Origin of the sequence: Actinocorallia populi (assembly GCF_002995495.1) — a bacterium.
GTDB classification, from domain to species: domain Bacteria; phylum Actinomycetota; class Actinomycetes; order Streptosporangiales; family Streptosporangiaceae; genus Actinocorallia; species Actinocorallia populi.
In genome coordinates this window covers 134,145-157,112 of sequence record NZ_PVZV01000003.1, presented here as the reverse complement: position 1 = coordinate 157,112, position 22,968 = coordinate 134,145, and the positions used below count along the sequence as shown (strand labels likewise).

Below are 22,968 nucleotides of genomic sequence, written 5' to 3'. Positions count from 1 at the left end.
AGGAGCGCCCTACCGCGGAGGGGTCACGCGCTCGAGCCTGGTCCAGCCGGTCCAGCCGCGTTCCTTCAGCAGTTCGATCAGCCGGCGGGCCGGTGGCACGGTGTCGAACGCCAGCGCGTCCATCAGTCCGGCCAGCGGTGGATCGATGCCGGTGTCGTCGACGTAGTCCTCGCCCTGTTCGTCGGCCAGCCGTGTGATGTAGGCGGCCAGTTCGTCGGCCAGCTCGACCAGCCGCGGGTCGTCGGCGGTCTGGTCGAGGGCCTGGTCCAGGGTGCGGTAGAAGCCGATGAGCTGCGGGTCGGCGAGCTGCTCGTGTTTGCGCGCCATCCACTCCGGGACCCGCTCGGGCGAGTGCGCGGCCAGCAGGATCCAGCCGTCGCGTTCGACCTGGACGATCCGCTCGTCGATTCCGAGCGCCCGCAGCCGGTCGAGGTACCCGACCACGTCCGGGGGCAGCACCAGGTTGTCCCCGGAGGCCAGCCGGGCGATCTGCTCGCGGTGGCGCCGCCGCTGCCGGATCTCCTCCTGCAGCCGCCTGTCGATGTCCGCGATCGCCGCGGCGAACTCCGCCTCGTCGGCTCGGAGCAGCTCCCGTACCCGTGCCAGCGGGACGCCCGCCCCGGCGAGGGTCCGGATCTTGATCAGTTCGATCACGGCGTCGGCGTCGTATCTGCGGTAGCCGGAGTGGTCCCGCTCCGGCTCCGGCAGCAGTCCCTTGACGTGGTAGTGCCGCACCGCACGCACCGTCACCCCGGCGTACGAAGCCAGCTCACCGATGGTCAGCATCGGATCAGTCTCCTACAGGGCGGTCAAGGAGTCACCTGGCCGACCGGTCCTGTGCGCTCCGGATGATCCGGGCGATTTCCGGAGCGCAGGTGAAGACCAGCTGATGGTCGGCGTCGAGCCGAAACGCGGTGATGTGCGGCTGTTCGCGGACAAGCCGTTCAATGCCGGCGCGCCAGTTCTGGTTGAGCCGCTGCGCGTGCCCTCCGGCGCCGTCGCCCGCCATCGAGGTCGACACGATCATGCTGATCGGGCATGCGACCTTCTCGTACCGGTCGAGGATTTCGGCTCGGACCGTGTCGATCTCGACGTTCAGGTCGAGGATCTCCCGGGCGGTGAGCAGCACCTGGCGCGGGGTGCCCCGCTCGGCCTCCTGGCGTGCCGCCATGTCCTCCCACATGGCGCGCAGCTCCGGCAGGAGGGCCTCGGTGACGAACGGCTCGGGCACCGGGTTCGCCCCGTCGACGAGGACGAGCTCGGCGACGGCCCCGGGATGCCCGGCGGCGTAGTGCACGGCGAGGTCCGCGCCCAGCGAGTAGCCCACGAGCACGGGCGCCGTGTCCGGGTCGAGGCGTCGCAGCTCGCCCATCACGGCGGCGAGGTCACCGAGGAACGCCTCGAAGGTGTACCGGTCGGCGGCCGAGGCGAGGCCGTGGCCGCGCAGGTCGAAGGTCACCACGTCGTGGTCTTGCCGCAGCAGCCCGGCCAGCTCGTGCAGGTCGGCCAGCGTCGAGTTCAGCCCGGGGCACAGGACCAGCGTCCGTCCCCGGCCGCCGCGGGACACCGGGATCGAGACGCCGTCATGGTGGATCGTGAAGTGCCGTAGCGCACTGGTCTTCTCGTTCATGCCGACCATGCTGGGCGGTTGACCCTGCGTCAGGGTCAACCGCTGCGGGGACATGACACCGGTGCTCCCGCACCGGCCGGGACGGCCGCGTCACGAAGGTGAACCCGACGCCTTGGCGGATCTCCACCAGGAGACGGGAGCCGGAGGCGTCGTCGGAGCCGCAGGCGAGTGGTGCTCGGAGAACAACCGCGCGACGAGTTCGCCCCGGCTGGAGACCTCCGCTTTGCCGAAGACGGCCTTGAGGTGGTCGCGCACGGTGTGCGGGGAGATGAACAGCGTCGCGGCGATCTCAGCGGTGGACAACCCTCGCGTGACGAGCTGGGCGATCTCCAGCTCGCGCGGCGTCAGGCCGTAGGCCTCGGCGATGAGGACCGCCAGGTCGGCGGCGGCCGCCGGCTCGATGACGAGCGCCACCGGACCGGGCCGCCCGGCGGGACCGCTGAGACAGGAGGCATGGCAGGTCAGCCAGCGGCCGTCGACGGTGCGGATCCGCACTCTCGCGCCGCCTCGATCCCGGCCCCGGGCGACCGCACGCGCCTGCAGCGCTGTGGCGACCACCCAGATCGGCAGCCTCAGCCCCAGCGGAGAGGAGATGGAGGGGCCGCCGGGGAGCCGCGAGAGGTACTGCCGCGCCTCCTCGTTGAGGGAGGTCGGTTCGCCGGAGGGGTCGAAGAGCACCAGTCCGGGTGCGGGCGCGCCGGTCCCGCCGCCGGACGCGGATGGGCGGGCGAACCGGCGCAGCCGCGCGGCCAGCGGGCCGGACAGGCCGGCGAGCAGCGCGGTCTCGGCCGGACCGAACGGGGCGTCACGGCTCATCCGGAACAGGCTCACCACGGCCCACGGCCGGTCGCCGATCCGCAGCACGGCCCGCAGCTCGTCGGCCACGCCCAGATCCGCGAGCAGCCTGCGGAAACGAGCGCTGCGTGCGGGCAGGTCACCGGTGGCCGCACGCAGACCGGCCACCGGGACGGCGGCACGGGCGATGTCCCGAAACGGGATGACGTTCTCCTCCAGGAGTTCGCTTTCCCAGTAGGCGGCGCAGCCTTCGCCGGAGCCGAGGTCCTCCACCAGCATCGGGGCGGTGATGAGGCCGGTCTCCGGGTCGGTCGCCGCCCACACCGCCGAGTCGAACGGCATGAACCGCCGCAGTCCGGCGGACGTGCGGGTGAAGAGGTCGAGGGCGTCGGCGGCACGCTCCGCCCCCGACAGCACCTCGGCGAGACGGCGCGCAACGGGCACGGCGGTACCTCCTGTGCTCTGGACACCGGTCAGCCTGTCCGATCTTCCTCCCCTGCGCCAACCCCCCGATTGGGGGGGACCGTCTCCCGGCGGTCACCGCTCGCGGGGGATGGGGCCCGGCTCCGGCGGCGGCGAGGCTCGAGAAGGCCCCGATCCCCTCGGCGGCGACATGAACACGGAGGAGAACATGGACATCGCGATCATCGGGGCGGGCGCCGCCGCGGTCGGTCTGCTGGACGCGCTGGCGGCCACCGCCGGCGGTCCGGGCGGCATCACCGTCTTCGAGCCGTCACCGCATCTCTGGAGAGGCCGCCCGTACGGCCCTGACCTGGACTCGGTGCGGGTCAACGCACCGCCCGCCATCATGTCGATCCGCCATTCGGACCCCGGGCACTACGCGGCCTGGCTGGGCACGCGCGGCGCCGGCCACCTCGACGAACTGCTGGGGCAACCGCTGGTCCCGCGCGCCCTCTACGGCGAGTACCTGGCGCACACCGGTGAGACGGCGCTGGCCGCCCTGCGCGAAAGCGGCTGGCGCGTGCGCGTCGTCGCCTCCCACGTCACCGGGGCGGCTCGGTCCGGTGACCGCTGGTCGCTGCGGACCGAGGACGGCCGCGGGCACGATGCCGACCACGTGGTCCTGTGCGTGGGCGGCGGGACGCCCCAGGACCACTACGGTCTGGGCCGGGCCGCCGGTTTCACGGCCGATCCGTACCCGCTGGCGCGCACGCTCGACCGGGTTCCGCCCGGCGGCGACATCGCGATCATCGGGAGCGGCCTGACCGCGGTCGACGTCGTGGTGTCGCTCGCCGCGCGCGGGCACACCGGGCGGATCACGCTGCTGTCCCGCAGCGGTGTGCTGCCCCACGTCTGGCAGAGCCCGGCCGACCACCGGCCGCGGCACGTGACCGCCGAACGGGTGGCGGCACTGCACCGCGAGCGCGGCGCCGTCACTCTCGAGGACCTCATCGGGTTGCTGCGCGCCGAAATGGAGGAGGCGGGGGAGGACTTCGAGGACTTCGCGGCCGAACTGCTGGCGACCGAGACAGAGGATCCGGTACGACGATTGCGGAGGCAACTGGCTGCTGTCGGCGACCCCAGGATCGGCCGCCGGGTACTCCAGGAGACAGCGCACACCCTCGGCCCGTACGCGTGGCGGCTGCTGCCCGAGCCTGACCGCGAGCGGCTGCGAAGCCACTTCCGCCTGGCGTCCAGCGTCGCCTCACCGATGATCCCGGTGAACGCCTCGACCATGATGCGCCTGCTGGACTCCGGGCAACTCACCGTCGCCGCGGGCGTCCGCGAGATCGAGGCGGTGGACGGGTCGTTCCGGGCGCACGGCGACGGCGGCGAACTCACCCCCGACATCGTCATCAACGCAGTGAACCCGCCGCCGCGAGCGACACCCCGCGCGGCCGGACGCCTGGTCGCGTCCTTGCGGGCCGAAGGCCTGGCCGAACTCCACCCGTCCGGCGGCCTGGTACCGGCCGTCCCGCGTCTGCACGTGGTCGGCGACTTCGCCGGCGGTGGTCCGTTCCTCACCTCGAGCATCGCAGGCGTCGCCGCCCAAGCCGCACGGACCGCGCAGGCGATCGCCGCCGAACGGGACGCGATGCGGGTCGCCTGACCCGGGTGGCGGGCGGCACCATGCGAATCTGGACCGTGTGCGTCAGAACATCCCGTCCGGGATCTTCGCGGTGTACTCGACCACCGGTGAGGAACATGAGCGCGTCTGGCACGCTCATGTCCCTCACCATCCCGTCCGGCTAGTGCTGAAGCGGATCGGGCGAGGCGGAAACGGATGCAAGGCCCCGGTAGGTCATCGCGCGGGTTCGAGGAGGATCAGGTAGATCGCATTGGGTGCGAGGTCGATGCGCTGGGTGTGGGTTTTGCCGGGGGTGACGGTCTTCTCGTCGACGAGCTGGAGGTCGGCCTTGGCCGGGTCGGTGAAGTAGTTGCTGGTGGTCTGGTCGATTCTGTACGTGCGCTGGCGGACGGGGCCGCGTCTGAGGTCGGCGGGCAGACGGGACATGTCGACGGTGGCCCGGTAGCTGTCGGTGTTGGTGTGCTGCCAGTTCCAGACCATCAGGGAGGCGCCGGTGCGGTCCTTGGAGGCGATGGCGTAGACGCCGTTGTCCTCCTTGAGGCCGCTGGAGGTGGCGGACACCCGGGTGTCCTTCATCTTGGACTGCATCAGCAGCATGTTCCCGTAGGGGGTGAACGTGTCGGTGAGCGGCCCGTCAGGGGCGCGGGTGACCAGCTGGTCCTTGCGTTCTTCGACGCGGTGGCGGACGCACCAGTTGAACATGCGGGTGCCGGGCTGGTCTGCGTACAGGTAGCCGTAGGTGGCCATTCCGGCGGCTTGGCGCAGGTAGTCGTTCTCGGGTTCAGGGTCGTCGAAGGACGGGCCGGGGTAGATGCCGGTCTCGGTGATGAAGGTCGGGAGGTTCCTGGGCAGGCGGCGTTCCTTCAGCCATGCCCGTAGGGTGTCCCGGTCCGAGGCCACCGTGCGCAGGTCCTTGCTGTAGAGCGTGGGGACCTGGTAGTCGTCGTCCCACTTCAGGTAGGAGTGGTAGGACAGGAAGTCCAGGCGCTTGCGGGGGTTCCTGTCGGCGGCGTAGCCGTCCAGGAACGGCTTCAGCCACTTGGGGTCCATGAACATCAGCGACGGACCGCCGACCTGGAGCCGGTCGGAGCGGCGGAGCTTCTTGTTGACGGTGTCGACGGCCTCATAGAACGGCACGTAGAAGCGGTAGAGCTCCCCGGGCTGCAAGGTCGCCTCTTCCGCCGGGCGTCCCTGCCGGCGCGCCAGCCCGTGGAACTGCCAGTCCGGCTCGTTGAACACCTCGACGTGGTCGACGCGGGGGTACTTCTTCTTCAGGTCGCTCAGCATCAGCTCCAGCAGCGGCTTGAGGTCCTTGAAGGGCCGCTTGCCCTCGACGAAGTCCGTCGGGTTGATGTTCACCAGCACCGAGTCGGACACGGTGCTCGCCTGGGTGAGGTAGGCGTCCAGCTTGGAGAAGTCGCACTTGCCGGTGGCCAGGTCGCACTGGTTGAAGATGTTCTCCTCAGCGGATGCGTTGGGGCTGCTCAGCCAGATCCGGTAGATGTCGCCGTGCAGGCCCTGCTCGTTGAGGAACGCGACGTCGTCGGAGCGCTGCTCGGGCCAAGCGGTGACGTTGCCGAAGTTGTTGAGCTTCTCCGGGCGCGGGAGCTCGCCCAGCCCGGAGCCGAAGTCGACCGACACCCTGGCAGGGGACGGGGCGGGCGCGGCCGCCCTGGCGGAGGGCTGGACGCTCATCAGAGCGGTACTCGCCGCCAAGGCACCGAGGGCCAGCATTCCCAGTCCGCGTCGCCGAGCACGCGACCACCCGGCTCTTCGTTCCAACGCCGTCAGATCCGTCATGCGAACACTCCCTTCGGCTGCTCTGTGACCGGCGTCACGGCAGCTCAAAACAGAGTGGCATTACGATTTTCGACAGTCAAGAACATGATTCTCGTAAGTGCATAGTTATGTTTCCGTCAGGGGTGCGGACGGCCGCCTTCGGCTCACTCGGCCAGAGAGGGGACGGCCGAGGCCAGGAAGGCGCGGACGCCGCCTTCCACATCGATGCCGTCGCGGTCGTACAGCCACTGGGTCTGCAGGCCGTTGAGCAGGGAGAGCGTCATGTCCGCCAAGACCGCCGGCGGGATCGGCGAGCACAGCTCGCCGCGCTCGGCCAAAGCGGTGAAGGCGGCGGTGTAGAAGCGGCGGAGCTCGCGGAAGCGGTCGGTGTAGTAGCCGTGGGCGGGATGCACGGGAGAGGTGGCTTCGCCCGTCATGACGCAGTGCAGTTCCACCAGCCCCGGATACGAGGCGTTGTCGGCGCTCACCGCGAGCATCCCGCGCAGTGCCCCCAGCGGATCTCCGGCCGGATCCAGCGCGCCGGCCTGCTCCAGCAGATTTCTGCCCTGTTCGGCCCTGAACTCCAGCACCGCCAGCAGCAGCTCCTCCTTGTGCGGGAAGTGGTGCAGCAACCCGGTGAAGCTGATGCCCGCACGAGCGGCGACGTCCTTCAAGGTCGCACCGTAGAAGCCGGTCGTGGCGAACGCCTCCACGCACGCCTCCAGGATCCGCCGTCGCACCGCGGCCGACTTCGCATACGGACCCCGAACCCCACGAGAGACCACGGACGACTCCAGCCCGACCCGACCGAAACGGAAAGAACAGCGCGAGTCTACGACCGGCCCGGCCTCCCGCTCCGCACCGCGAAGCTCAGAGGCGGTGGACCCGGTAGTGCGGGTCGGGCGGGGTGAGTTCCAGGCCGTTCTCGTCCAGCGCGTTGTGGACCGTGATGCGTCCGTCGTCGAAGACGAAGCTGACGGCGACCATGCCGTGGGCCATGTCCCTGCCCGACCACTCGAGCAGTTCCACGGCGGTCAGGGCCCGGCCGTGCAGAGCGGCCATGCCCGCGCGCTCGTCCTCACGCCACCGCAGGCGGAACTCCAGCTCCGAGTCCGGCCAGATGACGGGGGCCAGCGGGTCGATCTCGTTCCAGGTGATGGACACGTCGCTGAACTTGCTGTGGTCGATCTCGACCTGCGCTCCCTCGAAGGAGAGCAGCACAGGGCAGTCGGCGAACCACGAGTCGTCTTCCAGGTCCCAGACGACCCATACCGAGCTCAGCCGCCGTCCGACCAGGGAACGCAGGCGGTCGGCGTGCATCTCGCTGATCGCGGCGAACCCGCAGAGCCGCGGAGGGCGGTACCCGTTGATGTCGAACGCCACCGGGTCAGCCTAGTGATCAGGTGCCCGGTCGCGTGTCACAGAAGTGCGGGCTGTCTCGTCTCGGGTGGTGAAGACGGGTTCCGCGAAGGGCGGGCCCGCTCACGGGAAGGAGCCGGTCATGGGCGAGCAGGTCACTCACCGGAAGGTCGCGCTGGTCACCGGGGCGAACAAGGGGATCGGCCGCGGGGTCGCCGAGCAACTCGCCGGGCTGGGCATGACGGTGCTGGTCGGTGCCCGGGATCCGCGGCGCGGGGAGGAGGCCGCCGCGGCGCTGCGAGCGGGGGGCGGTGACGTGCACGCGGTCACCCTGGACGTCACCGACCCGGTCACCGTTCGGGAGGCGGCCGAGCAGGTCGAGGAGCGCTTCGGCAGGCTCGACGTGCTGGTCAACAACGCTGGTATCACCGGTTCCGGGCAGGTCTCGCCTGAAGACGCCCATGACCAGGTTCCCAGCTCGGTCGACCTGGACATGGTCCGGGCGGTGTTCGAGACCAACGTCTTCGGGGTGATCGCGGTGACCAACGCGATGCTCCCGCTGTTGCGGCGGTCGCCGGCGCCGCGCGTCGTCAACGTCAGCAGCCATGCCGCGTCGCTGACCATCACCAGCGATCCGGAGGGCCCCTTCGCGGCGCTGCTGCCGTCGGCGGCCTACTCGCCGTCCAAGTCCGCGCTGAACGCGCTGACCGTGCACTACGCCAACGAGCTGAGGAAGGACGGCATCCTCGTCAACGCCGTCGCGCCCGGCTTCGTCGACACGGACAGCAACGCCCACACGGGGTTCCTCACCGTCGCGCAGGGCGCCGCGGTCGTGGTGCGGCTGGCCACGCTCGGCGCGGACGGGCCGACCGCCGGGTTCTTCGGAGAGGAGGGGCCGGTGCCCTGGTGACGGCGGGGCCCAAGGCGGGTTAGATCGGGAAGGTGAGGGTCATGCGGTGTTCATGGCAGGCAGAGGGGTTCGAGGAGCTGCGGCCGCTGCTGTTCTCGATCGCCTACCGGATCCTGGGGAGCGTGAGCGAGGCCGAGGACGCGGTCCAGGAGACCTGGCTGCGCTACCAGGCCACCCCGACGCGGCCCGCGTCGGCCAAGGCCTTCCTCTCGGCCGTGGTCACCCGGATCTCGATCGACGTGCTGCGTTCGGCCCGCGTCCGGCGTGAGGAGTACGCCGGGCCGTGGTTTCCCGAGCCGCTGCTGAGCGATCCCTACGAGGATCCGGAGCGCTCGGCGGAGTTGGCCGACTCGGTGTCGATGGCGGCTCTGCTGTTGTTGGAGCGGTTGAGCCCGCTGGAACGGGCGGTTTTCGTGCTGCGGGAGGTGTTCGGGTTCGGCTTCCCGGAGATCGCGTCGGCTGTGGAACGTTCGGAGGCGGCGTGCCGCCAGCTCGCGGTGCGGGCGCGCCGCCACATGGAGGCGGGCCGGCCGCGGTTCGAGGCAGACCGAAGGGAGCGTGAGGAACTCGCCGGACGCTTCTTCGACGCCTTCCGGGAAGGTGATGTGAACGGGCTGCGGGAGTTGCTGGCCGCCGACATCCACATGGTCGGTGACAGCGGCGGCAAGGCTCCGCGGTTCGCCGGGCGCATCACCGGTCCCGGCGACGTGGTCCGGGCACTCGCCTGGTCGGTCTCGCGGTTCACCCGGATCGGCTGCGCGGTGGAGCCGCACCGGGTGAACGGCCAGCCGGGCGCGATCCTCCGCGACCGGGACGGCAAGGTCCTCAGCATCTGGGTGCTCGAGATCCTCAACGGGCGGATCCAGACGATCCGCACGGTGAACAACCCCGACAAGCTCGGGCACGTGGGCACCGTGGCGGACGCCTGGGCGGCTCTCCATGAGGCGACCCGGACCCGCCTGCACGCGGACTGAACGGGCCGCCCGCCCCCGTCGGCGCCGGAACGCAGGCGAAGGACAGGCTCCGGAAGCGAGGAAAAGCCGACCGGAGCCGTCCCGCCTGCGCTCCGGTCACCTCCGTGTCGGGCTGGAGGCCGTGCCGCGTTCGGAGGCGCCCCCGCTTCCGCCGGTCGTCCGCTCGGCAAGGGCCTCGATCTCAAGGACCGCTTCGTCGGTCGCCGTTTCGGCGGCGATCTCGGCGGCCATGCGCCGGGCTTCGCGCCGGTAGGAGGGGTCGTTGAGGACGCGGTCGACCGCGCGTGCGATCGCGCGGGGCGAGGCGCTCTTGCTCACGGTGACCCCGGCGCCGGTGGATTCGACGTGGTGTGCGACCTCGCCTTGATCTCGCCCCTGTGGGATGCAGACCAGGGGCACTCCGGCGGCCAGGGATTTGACGACCGTCCCGTGACCGGCGTGGGTGATCGTCACCGCGGCGTGCCGCAGCGCCGCGGTGTGCGGTGCCGCCGCGGTGACCAGGACGTTGCCCGGCGCGTTGACGGTCGCCGGATCCACCGCGGGACCTGTCGTCAGCAGAGCGCGCACCGGCAGCGTGCCGAGGGCTTCGGCGATCCGCTCGAGCGGCCGGCGCTGGTTCATGAACGACGAGCTCAGGCTGACCAGCACCAGAGGCGCGTCCCCCTCCGGCAGTTCCAACTCCTGTTTCCCGGCCCAGGCGGGATCGTCGAGCCGCGGTCCGACGTGGCGCACGTGGGTGGGGAAGTTCCGGCCGGGGTGGTCCAGCGCGCGCGGGGAGAGAACGAGGCAGCGGTCGACGCGGTCGAACGCGTCCATGACCGAGTCCACCGGCGGGAGGCCGTTCGCGGTGCGGGCGTTGTTGAGCGCCGGCAGCCCCTTCGCCCACGGTCTGACGGTCATCCCCGTCAGGATCCGGTCGCGGAGGCGTCCGAGCGGCCCCGTGGCGGGCGCGAGCCCCAGGCCGAACGGCGGGCCTCCCGGGGTGGGGAGCGGGTAGAGGGTCGTCACGAGCGAGGCCACCGGGACGTCGGCGGCCTCACCGGCGGTGAGCACGCCGAGCAGCACGTATTCGGTGACCAGCACGTCGGCGGGATGGGCGCGCAGCTCCGCCAGGGCGTCCCGGGCGTAGTCGGCCGCGGGCCCGCAGACGATGCGGTCCCGCAACCGTGCGAATTCACCCAGCGGCGTGCGGGCCTCGAAGTCCTTGATGACGTCCTTGGCCGGGTCGGAGGTGTCGCCCTGGGGCGCGGTCGTCCAGTCGACGAACTCCGCGCCGGTGGCGGTGACCTCGTCGTGCAGCGACCTGTCGGCCAGCACCCGGACGCCGTGGCCGCGTTCGCGCAGCGCGCGGGCGACGGAGAGTGCGGGCGGCACGGCTCCGCCGCCTGCCCACAGCGCGAACAAGAAATTCTTACTCATCGTCTCCCTTTCGAGGGTCGATCGAGATCAGCAGATCGCGCATGGCGCGTTCGGCGGCCTGGCGCGACAGCCCGAGGTCCCGCCGCCACAACTTCCACAGGTAGAGGTCCGTGGCGGCGTAGTGCAGGGCCAGCGCGTGTTCGCGGTCGGGGCCCGGTGCCGGAAGGCGGTCGGCGAAGACCTGTTCCAGCCACGCCCGGTGCTGGACACGCGCGTGGGCGGCCGCGCGCGCCGCCGCCGGAACGCGGTCGATCTGCGCGATCCACAACACGTTGGCATCGCCGTGCTGCTCGTAGTCCTCGAACAGCACGGCCACGATCGCCGCCACGTCGCCGGTCGGCGCCCGCCGGACGTCCGCCGTCTGGGACGCCACCAGATCGGCGACGGCATCGGCGAGCCCGTCCTTGCCGCCGAAGTGGTTGACGATGGTCTGCACCGACACGCCCGCCTCGTCCGCGATGTGCTGCAGCGTGACGTCGTCATTCCACTGCCGCATCCACAGGCCCGCCGCGGCCTCCATGATCCGCGTCCGCGTGGCCTCCACCGCCGCGGCACGGGCACCCATGCGGTACGGGCGCCTCCCCGTATTTTCCATGGAGTGATGATTACATTCAATTGAGTAGATGGTCAAATGAAATCCGTGGGTTCTCCGGGTGCGGGCCTTGCACTCCGGGGGTGCCGCCGTTGCCGCGGCGCGGGTCTCCCGCGGGAGCGGTGTCACGGACACGCCCGTGACACCGGTTATGGTGGTTCCATGCGAGCTGGCACGACCGGACGGATGCTGCACGACCCCAAGGGAGGGTCGTTCTGGTTCGACGCCGGCGCCGTCTGCCTGGACTTCGCCCATACGGGCGGCGAAGGCCCGTACGCGGTCTTCGAGGCCCTGCACAAGCCCGCCGACCTGGGCGGATGGCTGGCCCGGCCGCCGCTGGCCGCGAGCGTCACGACCCCCGTGACGGGCCGGGAGCTGGCCGCGGCCAAGGCGCTCCGCCAGGCGGTCTGGGAGGCGGCGCACGCGCGGGCGGCGCACCGCCCCCTTCCCGCCGGCGCGGTCGCGGCCATCAACGGCGCCGCGGCCGCGGCGCCCCTGGTCCCCGAGCTGGCCGCCGACGGCACGACCGCCGGGTGGGCCCCTCCCGTGCGGGCCAGGCAGGCGTTGTCGACGCTGGCACGGGAGATGATCGAACTGCTGTCCGGGCCGCTGGCCGAGCGCATCCGCGAGTGCGCGAGCGAGGACTGCCCGCTGGTGTTCGTCGACTCGTCCCGCCCCGGCGCCCGCCGCTGGTGCTCGATGGAACGCTGCGGCAACCGCCACAAACTCCGCGCCCTGCGCGCCCGGCGCGCCACGGACCGGTGACGGCCGGAACGGTCAGCGGACGCCGGTCGGGCGCGGAGCTCCTCGACGGAGGTGCCGAACGTCTCGAGCACACGGACGCCGGTGAGCGCTCCGTTGAACCGGGCGAAGGAGATGCAAGCCGTCGCGTAGACGAATGCCGTCCGACTACTTCCTCTCCACCGTGAACGGCAGGACGAGCCGGGACGGGTGGGCGGCGTCGCGGTAGATCTTGTGCGTGACGGGGCGGCCCACGGGCAGGTGGAACGCGTCCGGCGGCAGCAGGGCGTTGTGTTCGTCGGCCAGCGGCTCGGCGTTGGACAGCTCTACGACCAGCTTGTGACCGGGCAGGAACGTCGCCGCGAACGGGTAGACGCGCAGCACGTACTCCTCGATCACGCCCGGCTCGACCGGCACCGCGCGGGTGTGCGGGTGGAACGGGTCGCCCTCGGTGGTGCGCTCGGTGTCCAGCTCGCGGTGCGAGGCCTTGAGGTAGGCGGTCGTGATGAGCTGCCGTCTGCCGTTCGGGGCCTCGTCCCACATGCGCAGGATGAAGTTCGTGTCGGGCTGGTCGATCTCCGCGAAGAGGTGCGCGGCGCCCTGGCCGATCATCTCGGTCGGCTCGGTGAACGGAGCCGTGCTCCAGCTCAGGATCTCCACCTTGTCGGTCACCGTCAGGGGCGCCTGGTAGAAGCCGTCGGGGGCGGCGTACTCGGCGCCCATGGGCTCGGGCTCGAAGGAGAGCTTGCGGCGCGGACGCAGGTAGAGAGGCCGGTACTCGACGTCCTTCGGCGGCCACTGCGCGCCGGTGACGGTCTCCCGGGAGCCCTCGACGTGGACGGTGACGGCGGGCTCGTCCATGATCCCGTTGTCGACGCCCTTGATCCAGTACTCGTACCAGCGGAACATCTTGTCGTGCTCTTCGATGAAGGGCCGCGACTGCATCGGCGGGTAGGGGCCGATGTCGAGCTTCTTCGGACCCTTCAGCGCGTTGTAGGCCTCGATGGTGCCGTCCATCGTCCAGCCGCGGCCCTGGTCGATCTGGAGCCAGACCGGGATGTCGATGTTCCTGGCGAGGTTGACCGGGTTGCGCTCCTCGTACCACTCGCCGTCGACCTCGTTCATCACGATGTCGAACCAGGCCTCGTGGTTCTTCGGGTAGTTCAGCACGTGGACGAGGTTCGGCCACGCCGCGACGTCCGGGTCCTTCAGCCGCTCGGCGACCTTCTCCTTGATCTCCGAGGGGGAGTACGTCTCCAGCATGCGGGCCTTCACCCCGTCGGTGAAGGCCCAGCCGGAGTCGCCGCCGCGGCCCTCGCGGGCGGCGCGCGGCATGAACCACATGACGCCGCCGTGGTAGGTGGTCTCGTAGAAGTCGTAGTGGCCGCCGCTGACGAAGATCGACTTGAGGCTCGGCGGCCGCTCGGCCGCGGCCAGCACCTGCATCGAACCGAAGTAGGAGATGCCGATCATGCCGACGTTGCCGTCGCACCACGGCTGCGCCGCGACCCACTCGATGAAGTCGTACGCGTCCTGCCCGAGGGGGACGCCGCCGGCGTTGTAGTTGCCGATGTGCTCGCCCTCGGAGGCACCGGAGCCGCGCAGGTCGCCGATGACGTGGACATAGTCCTCCTTGACGACGCGCGCGATGTCGCCGGCCTCGATGCAGCCGTCCCACATGGGGGAGGGGCGCCGCTGCGGCGGCGTCGTGAGCGCGAGGGCCTGCAGCTCCTTGCCGTACGGGCTGAGCGCCACGAGCGCGGGACGCGGTTTGTCGTCGGTGCCCTGGTAGGCGTCGGCGGCGAGCGTGACGCCGTCGCGCATCGGCACGCGGAGGTCCTTGCGGACGGCGATCTCTTCCAGGCCCGCCTGGATGATGTGGAAGTCGGACATGGATGCCTCCCCTGTCACGGGTTCTGCTTGAAGTGCGTGCGGTAGCCGTGCATCGACGTGAAGAACGGCGACGGCTCGAGGGCGGGATCGGCGGTGTAGCCGACCTCCCGTGCCACCGGGGCGAAGGGGGAGTACGGCGAGTCCGTCTCCAGGAGCCCCGCGCACAGGCAGCCGTGGGCCGCCTTGCCGACCCGGCCCTCGACGTCGAGGCTCTCCCGGAGCGCCTCCGCCGCCTGGCCCGCGTCGAGCACGACGCCGTATGGGGTGCCGTCGCTGCGGCGGTAGGGGTGGCCGAGGTAGAGGTGCCGCGGGCGGATTTCGTCGCGCAGGTACTCCAGGCTCGCGCGGTAGGCGACCGGGTCCTCGAAGCCGGGAAAGCCGTTGGCGGCCCCGTGCACCTGGACGGCGTCGCCGACGAACACCGAGCGCTGCCCGTCGACGACGTAGGCGACCGACCCCGGCGTGTGGCCGGGAATGGAGTGGACAGAGACGTCAACGCCACGGCCGAGGAAGAGAGTCTCGCCGCCCTTGACGAGCAGGGTCGGCTCCATCTCGCCGGAGATGACGGCGTTCGTCGCGGCCGTCACCTTTGCCGCACCCTCGGGGTCATTCAGGTACCGACCCCGCCTGGCGAGATACTCCTCCACATGGGCGCGGCGCGAGCGCAGCAGTGGCGCGTCGGCCTCGTGGATCACGACCTGCGCGCGTCGGCCGGTGAGCTCCCACAGGGCGTGGGCCCCGCCGACGTGGTCGATGTGGCCGTGGGTCAGCAGGATCCAGCGCACGTCCTCGATCCGGCGGCCGATGGCCTCCAGCGCGGGAGCCACGCCCTCGGCGGGCGAGGAGGCGATGCCGGTGTCGACGATGGCCGGCTCCGGCGCGTCGATGAAGAAGCTGTAGAGACCGAACCGGCCCCACGGCGAGAAGAGGGGATGGATTTTCACTGCGGATGCGGACAAGGCTCTCCTTCCGAGCTCCGCGGGGTGGCGGGGGTCAGCGCGCGAGGAAGTCGCGGGTCTCCTCGAAGGCACGGTGGTACTCGGGGATCCACGAGAAGTGCTGCACGAACCCGTGCCCCGCGCCGTCGTACCGGCTGACGGTCGCGGCCACGCCGGCGTCCTGCAGCCTCCGGCCGTACAGCTCCCCCTCGTCCCGCATCGGGTCGAGCTCGCCGGTGATGATCAGCGCGGGCGGCAGCCCGGTGAGGTCCGCCCGCTTGACCGGGGAGACGAGGGGGTCCGCCGGGTCGGCTCCGCTGTCGAGGTAGAAGGCGTTGAACGGCTTCAGCCCCGCCGTCTCGAGCCCGTGGCCGACGGCGTTCTCCCGCAGCGAGGCGTAGCGGTCGACGTCGAAGTCCAGGTCGAGCGACGGGTAGAACATCACCTGGTGGGTGATCCGGTCGAAGCCGTCGTCGTGCGCCATGGCGGCGACCGCGGCGGCGAACGTGCCGCCGGAGCTGTCACCGGCGACGGCCAGCGTCGTGCCGTCCCAGCCCAGGGACTCGCCGTTCGCGGCGGCCCACCGGACGGCGGCGTAGCAGTCCTCGAGGCCGGCGGGGAAGGCGTGCTCGGGCGCCAGCCGGTAGCCGACGGAGACGACCTTGAGCCCGGTCTCCCGGGCCAGGGACCGTGCGACGTGGTCGTGCGTCTCCAGGCTGCCGAGGAAGAACGCCCCGCCGTGGAAGTAGACGAGCAGGCCGTACGCGTCGGCCTCGACCGGCGTGTAGACCCGCACCGGGACCTCGCCGGAGGAGGTCCGCGCGGTGCGGTCCTCGACGGAGTGCAGCGGCAGGCGGTCGGCCACCGGCGGTACCTGGGACTCCTCACCGGCGCGCATCATCTCCGGGTTCAGCGGTCCGGGCGGCGGCGCGGGCATGGCGGCGAGGGCCTTGGCGATTTCAGGGTGCAGCGGCATGGTTCAGGCCTCCTTCGGCTGCTGGGAGGCGGGCTTCTGGCCCGGGAAGACGTCGTCGACCTCGTCCTCGGTCCAGCCCTGGCGGGAGATCCGCTGCAGCTCGTCGGTCACCGGCTTGCGGGCGGCCTGGTAGAGCGCCAGCGCCTCCTTGACCGAACCGGCCTCGGCGAGGGCGTCGGCGAGCGCGCCGGCGTCCAGGATCGCCGAGTTCGCGCCCTGCCCCTGGTGGTGCAGCATCGAGTGGGCGGCGTCGCCCACGAGGACGACGGAGCCGGAGTGCCACACCTCGACCGGGTCGATGTCGTAGACGGCACGGCAGTTGACGGCGTCCATGTCGAGGCCGCGGGTGATGTCCACGATCCGCTCGTCGAAGCCCTCGACGGTCTTGAGCAGGTCGTCCTTGGTGACGCACGGCGCCCAGGTGCCGTCCGGGCACAGCGCGGTGATGTCGAAGGAGACCTGGCCGCGGTGGCGCAGCGGCAGGAGGTAGACCTTCGTGCCCCGGCCGATGTACATCCGCAGGTTGTCGTCGGCGACCATGCCGTGGGCGTCGTCGACGTCGATGACGGCGCGGTAGGCGTGCTCGCCGGAGAAGACAGGCTCCTGATCGGAGAACAGGGCCTTGCGGACCACGGACTTGATGCCGTCGGCGCCCACGACCAGGTCGGCTTCGGCGGTGGCGCCGTTGGCGAAGGCCAGGACGGACCTTTCGCCCCCGTCCTCGATCCGCTCGAGCTTGTGGCCGAGGTGGACCATGCCCTCGGGCAGCACCGAGAGCAGCGCCTCGATGAAGTCGCCGCGGTGGATCAGGTGGGTCCTCTCGCCGAAGGACTCGATCTCCGGCCACGGCTCCCGCATGATCGGGCCGCCGGTGGCGGTGAGGATCTCGAAGTAGTCGCTGGGCGAGCTCACCTTCGTGATCGCGTCGATGACGCCCCACCGGCGGAACCGGTCCATGGTGGACGGCCGCAGGCCGATGCCGGCGCCGACCTCGCGGATGCGGCTCGCCTGCTCGTAGACGTCCACGGTCGCGCCGAGGAGGCTCAGGGCCTTGGCCGCGGCGGCGCCGCCGTATCCCGCGCCGATGACGGCGATGTTCAGGTTCTTCAGGTCTGAGGGCTGCATGGCTCCGGTCCTCGTCAGTTCTCGATCGAAAGGAAGTCGGCGGGGTTGTCGACGAAGATCGTCTTGATGGCCGCCTCGTCGAGACCGGCGGCGCGCAGGTCGGGGATGAGGTCGGTGAAGATGTAGTTGACGGTGTGGCCCTTCACGCCCGGCCAGCCCAGCGGGCTGCAGTTGGCGTCGGCCGAGGCGAGCACCTGCCTGATGCGGCCCTCGCCGCCGCCGATGAACCGCAGGAAGTGCTCGAGGCGCTCCCGGCGCGGACGCGCCCAGAACGGCGGGTCCGGCAGCTCGGTCTCGTAGCCGAAGGTGTCGAAGCCGATCCGGCCGCCCTGCCCGGCGATCCAGGTGTCGCGGGTCCTGTCGGCGTTGACGCCGTCGTCGACGTGCCCGAAGAGCACGCGGTCGAGGGGGAGGCCCTCCTCGTTGAAGATCGCGATCGCGTTCTCGGCGTCGATGGCCAGGTGGGTCAGGATGCCGGCCCCGGTGGCCCTGGCGGCTCGGGCGGCCGCGCGGTAGATGCGCTTGTCCAGGTCGGTCATCCGGCCGCCGCGGCTGACGCCGACCTTGATGATGCCGGCCTTGCCGCCGCTGCCGCCGATGCCGACGGTGATCTCGTGGACGAAGTGCTCGGCGAGGTACTCCACGCTCGCCCGCTCGAAGAAGGGCAGGGCGGTGTCGCCGCCGACGAAGCCGGTGGAGGCGACGATGTGCACGCCGGTCTTCTCCGACAGCGACCGGTAGTAGTCGATGTCGCGGCCGTTGCAGATGCCGGTCGCGTCGACGAACGTGCCGCCGCCGTGCTCGTGGAACTCGCGCAGCTTCGGGACGGTCTCGCCGTACCGCTGCTCGGGCGTCTTCCACCACCTGGTGTCCAGCTCGGAGCCGGGCATGCCGTAGCCGATGTGCTCGTGGACGGCCACGAGACCCAGCTCCTCGGTCGGGATCGGTCCCAGGACCGTGTTCACTCTCGACACAACATTCACCTCAGATAGGCGTTCATGGTTTCGGGGACCGGCCGCCGCCGGTCAGCGCACCGACAGCAGGTCGCGCGGGTTGTCGACGAGGATCCGCCGGACGTCCTCGTCGGCCAGGCCCCGCGCCTTGAGGAGGGGGACGAAGTCCGACAGGACGTGGCTGTACGGCACGTCGTTGCCGGCGTGGCCCTTGGCCACGCCGGTCGCGTCGCTCGAGAGCAGGATCCGGTCGCCGAAACCGGCATCGACGAGCCGGGCCGCCAGGTCCGCCCGCTCCGCGTCGCCGATGTGCCGCCCGTCCTCGGTGCCCACGTGGTCGAGCACGACGTAGGCGCCGCGGCGGGCGACCTCGAGCGGGGCACCGGCCGCGACGGCGTCCTCGCGGTCGAGCCCGCCGACGGCGACGCGGCCGGCCGGCAGCCTCTCGTCCAGGACGACCTCGAGGTCGCGCACGGCGTCGCTCCCGCAGCGGATGGACACCGGGACGTCGGTGGCCAGGGCGGCGCGGGCCGCGCCGCGGAACAGGCTCTCGTCGGTCGCGGTCATGCCCTCGCGGGTCGCGGCGGTGGCCACGAGGCCCGCGGCGCCCCGCCGCTCGACGCGGGGGACCACCATGCCCTCGGTGACCTCCCTGGTGAAGAGGTCGGCGAACTTCTCGGCCGGCCACGGCGTCGGGGGATTGGTCTGCGGTGTCAGGAAGTAGCCGCCGAGTATCTCCTCAGGCCCCTGGCCCGTCGAGGCGACGATGTGCACGCCCGTCGTGCGCGAGAGGGCCTCGTACAACCGCACGTCGCGCCCGTGGAACATGCCGGTGGCGTCGACGACCGTCCCGCCGCCGTGGTCGCGGAAGTCCCGCAGCCTCCCGGCCAGGATCTCGAAGATCTCGGCGCGGTCGATGGTGACGTCGAACGCGTACTCCGCTCCGGGAAGCACCGACAGCAGGGCCTCGTGAACCGCGACGACCCCCAGCTCCCGCGCGGGAACGGGGCCGAGGACGGTGTTGACGGTGCCGCCGGTGGTGTTCCCGGCGGTCTGGGCACCCATCACTGGCACTCCTTTCGGTCTCGGCGAGTGACTGCGGTCACGCCGCGGTGTGAATGGTGTCACCTGAATTTACAGCATGTCAAGCGAGTAGCCTTCGCGTAAATTAAGCTACACGAGTGTACGGAGCAGGACGGGGCCCGGCCTCCGGGAGGTGGGCCCCGACCCGGCGGTTCCCGGGTCACCCGGTGGGGGCGGGCTCCTCGTCGGCCGAGGGCTCTCCGACGCCGGCGCGCCCGGAGTCGGAGAGCCCGAACAGCGTCAGAGCCGCCGCGGCCGCGGCGCACAGGCCGACGACCAGGAACGCGAGGCCGTAGGCGCCGCCGAGCGACTCGAGCGCGAGTGCGCGGAGGCTCTCCGGCATCGGCACCGGCGGCATGTCCGCCCCGGCGCCGGGCACGACCGGCATCGAGTTGACCGCCATGGCGCCGCCCTCCCTGGCGATGCCCCCGGCGATCTCGGCGTACGGCGGCTCGAGGCCGGACTCGCCGATCGCCCTGCCGACACCGGCGCCCAGGTCGTCGTTCGCCCGGCTGACCGCGAACGCGGCGACGAGCACCGGGCCGAGGGCGAAGCCGAAGTCGCGGAGCAGGTTGGTGGTGGCGCTGGCCATGCCGGCGAGGCGCAGCGGAACGGTGTTGATCGCGACGGCCGTGAGCGAGCCGACGGTGAGCGCGAAGCCGACGCCCAGGGCCAGCATGGGGGCGATGAACCGCGTCCAGTCCATGTCGTGGACGTCGAACGTCGAGCACCGGACGCCGCTTGCGGCGATGAGGGCGAAACCGGCGGTGAGCACCCATCGGGGCGAGAAGTTCCGGATCAGGTGGGAGACGAGCGGTGCCAGCACGAAGGCCGGACCCTGGACGAACAGGAACAGCACGCCGATCTTCAGGGCGCTCTGGTGCTGGATCGCGCCGAGCCAGATGCTCATCGAGAAGCAGATCGCCAGGAACGCGAACATGCCGATCACCGTGGCGATCGCGACGACCGCGTAGGAGCGGTTGGCGAAGACGCCGAGCTGCAGCAGCGGGACGTCGGTCCGCAGCTCGATGGCGACGAAGGCGCCCAGGAGCGCCAGGCCCGCGACGAAGGCGCCGATGATCTCGGGGCGGGCGAAGCCGGCCTCGGAGCCCTGCGTGGCGGCGAAGAGGACGGCGATCAGGCCGAGGGCCAGCGTGACCTGGCCGGGGACGTCCAGCCTGCGGCCCTGCGGAGCCGAGGAGTCGGTGGCGAACCGGGTGACGACGACCGAGACGACCGCCGCCGCGATCACCACGAGGTACGACGTCCGCCAGTCGCCCTCGGCGGCCAGCCACCCGCCCATCAGCGGGGAGATCGCCGCACCGATCGACAGGAAGCCCGCCCAGACGGCGATGGCCTTGGAGCGGGCCTCCTGCGACGGGCTGACCGCGGCCAGCATGGCGAGCGAGATCGGGTAGAGGATCGCGGCGCCGAGGCCCGCGACGACCTGCCCGGCCCACAGGACCTCGACCGTCCCGGCGAGGTGGCTGACGAGCGAGCCGGCGGCGGTCAGCAGGGCGCCCGCCTGCAGCAGCCGCCTGCGGCCGAACAGGTCGCCGATCACGCCGGTGGTCAGCTCGAAGACGACCATGGGGATGGCGAAGGCCGCCGTGATCCAGGCCAGTTCGGCGCCGGTGGTCTGGAACTCCTGCTGGAGGGTGCCGTTGAGCGCGCCGGGCAGCGAGTACGCCACCTGCGCGAGGAGGACGGCGAAGCAGCCGGCGACCACCGTGGCGGTGTAGCCCTGCTTGTGCGCAGCGGTCTGCGTCATGGGGGATTTCTTCCTTGTCGATGAGCCGGCGGCCGTTCCGGCCGCCCGGGACCGGCCGCCCGATGTGAGCGCGGTCACCAGTTGGCTGTGCAAGGTGTCACATTATTTGACATGACGTCAAGGATTTGAGCAGTGCGTATCCGAAATGGTCGGAGCGAGAGGAACGCGTCCTCGGTGCCCTATGCTGGCGGCATGGCGAGGCTTCGTGAGGCGCAGAAGGAGATGACGCGCAAGCTGCTGCTCGACGCGGGCCTGGAGCTGTTCGTCTCGAAGGGCTACGCGACGACGAAGGTCGACGACATCGCGTCGGCGGCGGGGACGACGCGGGTGACCTTCTACGCCTACTTCCCCTCCAAAGTCGACCTGATGAAGGCGCTCATCTCGGAGCGGCTCAACACCGTGCTCGGCCGGGTGCCCTCCGCCGAGCACGGCTCGACCGAGCGCGAGCTGGTCGCCGTGGTCGAGGACGGCTCGCGGGAGCGGATCCGCGCGTGGCTCGACTCCACCTCGCGGCGCTGGGACGAGATCCGCCCCTACACCACGACCGCCACCGAGGCCGCGGCCGTCGACCCGGCGATCCGCGCGCTCCTCGACGAGTGGCTGAACGAGGCCATCGGCGACGTCCGGGACGGGCTCGACCGCGCCGGCAGGTTCCCCGCGGGCACCCGCCGCTTCCGCGGCGTCATCGTCATCACCGAGCTCGACCACGTCGCGCGCCACTGGACGCCCGGGACCTGGGGCGTCGAGCGCGACGAGATGCTGGACGTCCTCACCGAGAGCTGGGCCGGCTCGATCGGCCGCCCCTGAGCGCCGGTCCGCGCCACCCGTTCCGGGCCGCGCACGGCCCCGCCGCGCGCTGAACGCTCCCGCGGCCTTTCGGTGTTTCCGGCCGTCTCGGTTAAGATCTGGGGTATCAGACCTGAATCTTGAACACAGCGTTCGTGCTGGTGAAAGATCTTCCGCCCTGTGCCGCGGCCACTGGACCACCGGGTTCGGGCGAAACCTCTTACCTTTGGTATCGGGATGCCGGTAACCCGCGTGCCGTGCTTTCCGGTGTGGGCGCGTTCCGGGTACGTGCCTTCGTGCGAAGATGTTTTCTCCGCTCCGGAGGTTTCCGGAGTGTTTCGCGATTTCGAAGTCTGATGTTTCAGCCGATCACAGAGGCAGGGCAGAGTGTCCAGTGCTAACCGCAAGAGTGCGGGTCTCCCGGACTCGACGGCGCCCGCCGTCCTTCCGGTCACCCGGCTGCGCCCCGCGTACCAGCAGGTCGCCGACCAGCTGCGCGAACTGATCCTCGACGGGTCGCTGGCGCCCGGCGACCGCCTTCCCCCGGAGAGCGAGATCGGGGGGAACTTCGGGGTCAGCCGCAGCACCGTCCGCGAGGCGCTGCGCGTCCTGGCCTCGCAGGGGTTGGTCAAGACCTCGCGGGGCACGACCGGGGGCACCTTCGTCTCCAGCGTCGACCCCGACCAGATCAGCGACTACCTCGAGGCCAGCATCGGGCTGATGTCCGGATCGGCGGCGCTGCCGCTCGCGGCCATCCTGGAGGCGCGGGAGCTGCTGGAGGTGCCGGCCACCGCCCTGGCCGCCCGGCGGCGCGAGCAGCACCACCTCGACGCGCTGCACGCGGCCATGGAGCGGGAGAAGCGGTCGCGGGGCCGCAGCATGAAGTTCCGCGAGCACCAGCACTTCCACGACGTCATCATGCAGGCGACCGGCAACGGCCTGCTGGCGATGATGACCGAGCCGGTGTTCCACGTGCTGCGCACCCGGTTCCTCAAGCCGTCCCCGGTGACCCACGAGGGGTTCTGGGCCATGGTCGACCAGGAGCACGAGGAGATCACCGAGCGCATCGCGGCGGGGGACGGCGAGGGCGCCAGCGAGGCCATGCGCGCCCACCTGACCAACATCCGGGACGCCTACCGCGAGGCGTGAGCGGCCGGCGCGCCGCCGCTCTGGACAATATATGTCTGACTTTAT

General features: G+C 71.0%; 21 protein-coding genes. 6 read left to right on the top strand and 15 right to left on the bottom strand.

What is annotated here, in order from left to right:
• Nucleotides 1–9: 9 nt before the first annotated feature.
• The 3 genes from C2865_RS13880 to C2865_RS13870 form a co-directional block, all read right to left on the bottom strand.
• Nucleotides 10–786, bottom strand: coding sequence for a MerR family transcriptional regulator (locus C2865_RS13880; protein ID WP_106398880.1), 777 nt, complete (start codon nt 784–786; stop codon nt 10–12).
• 31 nt (nt 787–817) lie between these two features.
• On the bottom strand, nt 818–1,630 hold the full coding sequence (locus tag C2865_RS13875) for an alpha/beta fold hydrolase (protein WP_232835588.1): 813 nt from the start codon (nt 1,628–1,630) through the stop codon (nt 818–820).
• A gap of 90 nt (nt 1,631–1,720) precedes the next feature.
• Nucleotides 1,721–2,869 carry a helix-turn-helix domain-containing protein gene (locus C2865_RS13870; protein ID WP_232835587.1) on the bottom strand — a complete coding sequence of 383 codons (1,149 nt, stop codon included), beginning with the start codon at nt 2,867–2,869 and terminating at the stop codon, nt 1,721–1,723.
• Between the two features lie 169 nt (nt 2,870–3,038).
• Here C2865_RS13870 and C2865_RS13865 point away from each other — a divergent pair, with 169 nt between their 5' ends.
• Entirely contained in the window at nt 3,039–4,496 is a 1,458-nt protein-coding gene (locus C2865_RS13865; protein ID WP_232835586.1) for an FAD/NAD(P)-binding protein, read from the top strand.
• A 192-nt stretch (nt 4,497–4,688) separates the two neighbouring features.
• On the opposite strand, the gene C2865_RS13860 is transcribed toward C2865_RS13865, so the two are convergent.
• The 3 genes from C2865_RS13860 to C2865_RS13850 form a co-directional block, all read right to left on the bottom strand.
• Nucleotides 4,689–6,170, bottom strand: coding sequence for a hypothetical protein (locus tag C2865_RS13860; RefSeq protein ID WP_106398878.1), 1,482 nt, complete (start codon nt 6,168–6,170; stop codon nt 4,689–4,691).
• A gap of 248 nt (nt 6,171–6,418) precedes the next feature.
• The gene (locus C2865_RS13855) at nt 6,419–6,994 is read right to left on the bottom strand and encodes a TetR/AcrR family transcriptional regulator (RefSeq protein WP_157963700.1); all 576 of its coding nucleotides are present in this window, start codon (nt 6,992–6,994) and stop codon (nt 6,419–6,421) included.
• A gap of 130 nt (nt 6,995–7,124) precedes the next feature.
• Nucleotides 7,125–7,637, bottom strand: coding sequence for a hypothetical protein (locus C2865_RS13850; protein ID WP_106398876.1), 513 nt, complete (start codon nt 7,635–7,637; stop codon nt 7,125–7,127).
• Between the two features lie 118 nt (nt 7,638–7,755).
• On the opposite strand from C2865_RS13850, the gene C2865_RS13845 reads away from it, so the two are divergent.
• Both C2865_RS13845 and C2865_RS13840 read left to right on the top strand, forming a co-directional pair.
• Nucleotides 7,756–8,523 carry an SDR family oxidoreductase gene (locus tag C2865_RS13845; protein ID WP_106398875.1) on the top strand — a complete coding sequence of 256 codons (768 nt, stop codon included), beginning with the start codon at nt 7,756–7,758 and terminating at the stop codon, nt 8,521–8,523.
• 41 nt (nt 8,524–8,564) lie between these two features.
• Complete coding sequence (locus C2865_RS13840; protein WP_106398874.1) at nt 8,565–9,497, top strand: RNA polymerase sigma-70 factor; 933 nt, start codon at nt 8,565–8,567, stop codon at nt 9,495–9,497.
• Nucleotides 9,498–9,593: 96 nt separating this feature from the next.
• Here C2865_RS13840 and C2865_RS13835 read toward each other — a convergent pair whose 3' ends face one another.
• Nucleotides 9,594–10,916 (bottom strand): glycosyltransferase, encoded by a 1,323-nt coding sequence (locus C2865_RS13835; RefSeq protein ID WP_106398873.1) that lies wholly within the window; start codon nt 10,914–10,916, stop codon nt 9,594–9,596.
• The gene (locus tag C2865_RS13830; protein ID WP_157963699.1) at nt 10,909–11,481 is read right to left on the bottom strand and encodes a TetR/AcrR family transcriptional regulator; all 573 of its coding nucleotides are present in this window, start codon (nt 11,479–11,481) and stop codon (nt 10,909–10,911) included. Before C2865_RS13830 ends, C2865_RS13835 begins: the two co-directional genes overlap by 8 nt.
• Nucleotides 11,482–11,670: 189 nt before the next feature.
• Between C2865_RS13830 and C2865_RS13825 the strand changes: the two genes are divergently transcribed.
• Nucleotides 11,671–12,273: a CGNR zinc finger domain-containing protein gene (locus C2865_RS13825; protein ID WP_232835585.1), complete on the top strand. Its 603-nt coding sequence runs from the start codon at nt 11,671–11,673 to the stop codon at nt 12,271–12,273.
• A gap of 144 nt (nt 12,274–12,417) precedes the next feature.
• Here C2865_RS13825 and C2865_RS13820 read toward each other — a convergent pair whose 3' ends face one another.
• The 7 genes from C2865_RS13820 to C2865_RS13790 all read right to left on the bottom strand — a co-directional run bounded on the left by C2865_RS13820 (nt 12,418) and on the right by C2865_RS13790 (nt 20,988).
• Entirely contained in the window at nt 12,418–14,142 is a 1,725-nt protein-coding gene (locus C2865_RS13820; protein WP_106398870.1) for a CocE/NonD family hydrolase, read from the bottom strand.
• Nucleotides 14,143–14,156: 14 nt separating this feature from the next.
• The gene (locus C2865_RS13815) at nt 14,157–15,101 is read right to left on the bottom strand and encodes an MBL fold metallo-hydrolase (RefSeq protein WP_106398869.1); all 945 of its coding nucleotides are present in this window, start codon (nt 15,099–15,101) and stop codon (nt 14,157–14,159) included.
• A 34-nt stretch (nt 15,102–15,135) separates the two neighbouring features.
• Entirely contained in the window at nt 15,136–16,056 is a 921-nt protein-coding gene (locus C2865_RS13810) for an alpha/beta hydrolase (RefSeq protein WP_106398868.1), read from the bottom strand.
• A gap of 3 nt (nt 16,057–16,059) precedes the next feature.
• Nucleotides 16,060–17,181, bottom strand: a complete 1,122-nt coding sequence (locus C2865_RS13805; protein ID WP_106398867.1) for an FAD-dependent monooxygenase — start codon at nt 17,179–17,181, stop codon at nt 16,060–16,062.
• Nucleotides 17,182–17,195: 14 nt separating this feature from the next.
• The gene (locus C2865_RS13800; RefSeq protein WP_106398866.1) at nt 17,196–18,155 is read right to left on the bottom strand and encodes a phosphotriesterase family protein; all 960 of its coding nucleotides are present in this window, start codon (nt 18,153–18,155) and stop codon (nt 17,196–17,198) included.
• Between the two features lie 51 nt (nt 18,156–18,206).
• Complete coding sequence (locus tag C2865_RS13795) at nt 18,207–19,199, bottom strand: phosphotriesterase family protein (RefSeq protein WP_106398865.1); 993 nt, start codon at nt 19,197–19,199, stop codon at nt 18,207–18,209.
• 178 nt (nt 19,200–19,377) lie between these two features.
• Nucleotides 19,378–20,988, bottom strand: coding sequence for an MFS transporter (locus C2865_RS13790; protein WP_106398864.1), 1,611 nt, complete (start codon nt 20,986–20,988; stop codon nt 19,378–19,380).
• 192 nt (nt 20,989–21,180) lie between these two features.
• On the opposite strand from C2865_RS13790, the gene C2865_RS13785 reads away from it, so the two are divergent.
• Nucleotides 21,181–21,795 carry a TetR/AcrR family transcriptional regulator gene (locus C2865_RS13785; RefSeq protein WP_106398863.1) on the top strand — a complete coding sequence of 205 codons (615 nt, stop codon included), beginning with the start codon at nt 21,181–21,183 and terminating at the stop codon, nt 21,793–21,795.
• 366 nt (nt 21,796–22,161) lie between these two features.
• Nucleotides 22,162–22,923 (top strand): FadR/GntR family transcriptional regulator, encoded by a 762-nt coding sequence (locus tag C2865_RS13780; RefSeq protein WP_106398862.1) that lies wholly within the window; start codon nt 22,162–22,164, stop codon nt 22,921–22,923.
• Nucleotides 22,924–22,968: the final 45 nt, after the last annotated feature.

Excerpts from the sequence above, each read along its gene's own strand:
- C2865_RS13880 (WP_106398880.1), bottom strand. The coding sequence starts at position 786 with ATGCTGACCATCGGTGAGCTGGCTTCGTACGCCGGGGTGACGGTGCGT.
- C2865_RS13875 (WP_232835588.1), bottom strand. The coding sequence starts at position 1,630 with ATGAACGAGAAGACCAGTGCGCTACGGCACTTCACGATCCACCATGAC.
- C2865_RS13865 (WP_232835586.1), top strand. The coding sequence starts at position 3,039 with ATGAACACGGAGGAGAACATGGACATCGCGATCATCGGGGCGGGCGCC.
- C2865_RS13860 (WP_106398878.1), bottom strand. The coding sequence starts at position 6,170 with ATGAGCGTCCAGCCCTCCGCCAGGGCGGCCGCGCCCGCCCCGTCCCCT.
- C2865_RS13845 (WP_106398875.1), top strand. The coding sequence starts at position 7,756 with ATGGGCGAGCAGGTCACTCACCGGAAGGTCGCGCTGGTCACCGGGGCG.
- C2865_RS13840 (WP_106398874.1), top strand. The coding sequence starts at position 8,565 with ATGCGGTGTTCATGGCAGGCAGAGGGGTTCGAGGAGCTGCGGCCGCTG.
- C2865_RS13835 (WP_106398873.1), bottom strand. The coding sequence starts at position 10,916 with ATGAGTAAGAATTTCTTGTTCGCGCTGTGGGCAGGCGGCGGAGCCGTG.
- C2865_RS13830 (WP_157963699.1), bottom strand. The coding sequence starts at position 11,481 with ATGGGTGCCCGTGCCGCGGCGGTGGAGGCCACGCGGACGCGGATCATG.
- C2865_RS13825 (WP_232835585.1), top strand. The coding sequence starts at position 11,671 with ATGCGAGCTGGCACGACCGGACGGATGCTGCACGACCCCAAGGGAGGG.
- C2865_RS13820 (WP_106398870.1), bottom strand. The coding sequence starts at position 14,142 with ATGTCCGACTTCCACATCATCCAGGCGGGCCTGGAAGAGATCGCCGTC.
- C2865_RS13810 (WP_106398868.1), bottom strand. The coding sequence starts at position 16,056 with ATGCCGCTGCACCCTGAAATCGCCAAGGCCCTCGCCGCCATGCCCGCG.
- C2865_RS13805 (WP_106398867.1), bottom strand. The coding sequence starts at position 17,181 with ATGCAGCCCTCAGACCTGAAGAACCTGAACATCGCCGTCATCGGCGCG.
- C2865_RS13795 (WP_106398865.1), bottom strand. The coding sequence starts at position 19,199 with ATGGGTGCCCAGACCGCCGGGAACACCACCGGCGGCACCGTCAACACC.
- C2865_RS13790 (WP_106398864.1), bottom strand. The coding sequence starts at position 20,988 with ATGACGCAGACCGCTGCGCACAAGCAGGGCTACACCGCCACGGTGGTC.
- C2865_RS13785 (WP_106398863.1), top strand. The coding sequence starts at position 21,181 with ATGGCGAGGCTTCGTGAGGCGCAGAAGGAGATGACGCGCAAGCTGCTG.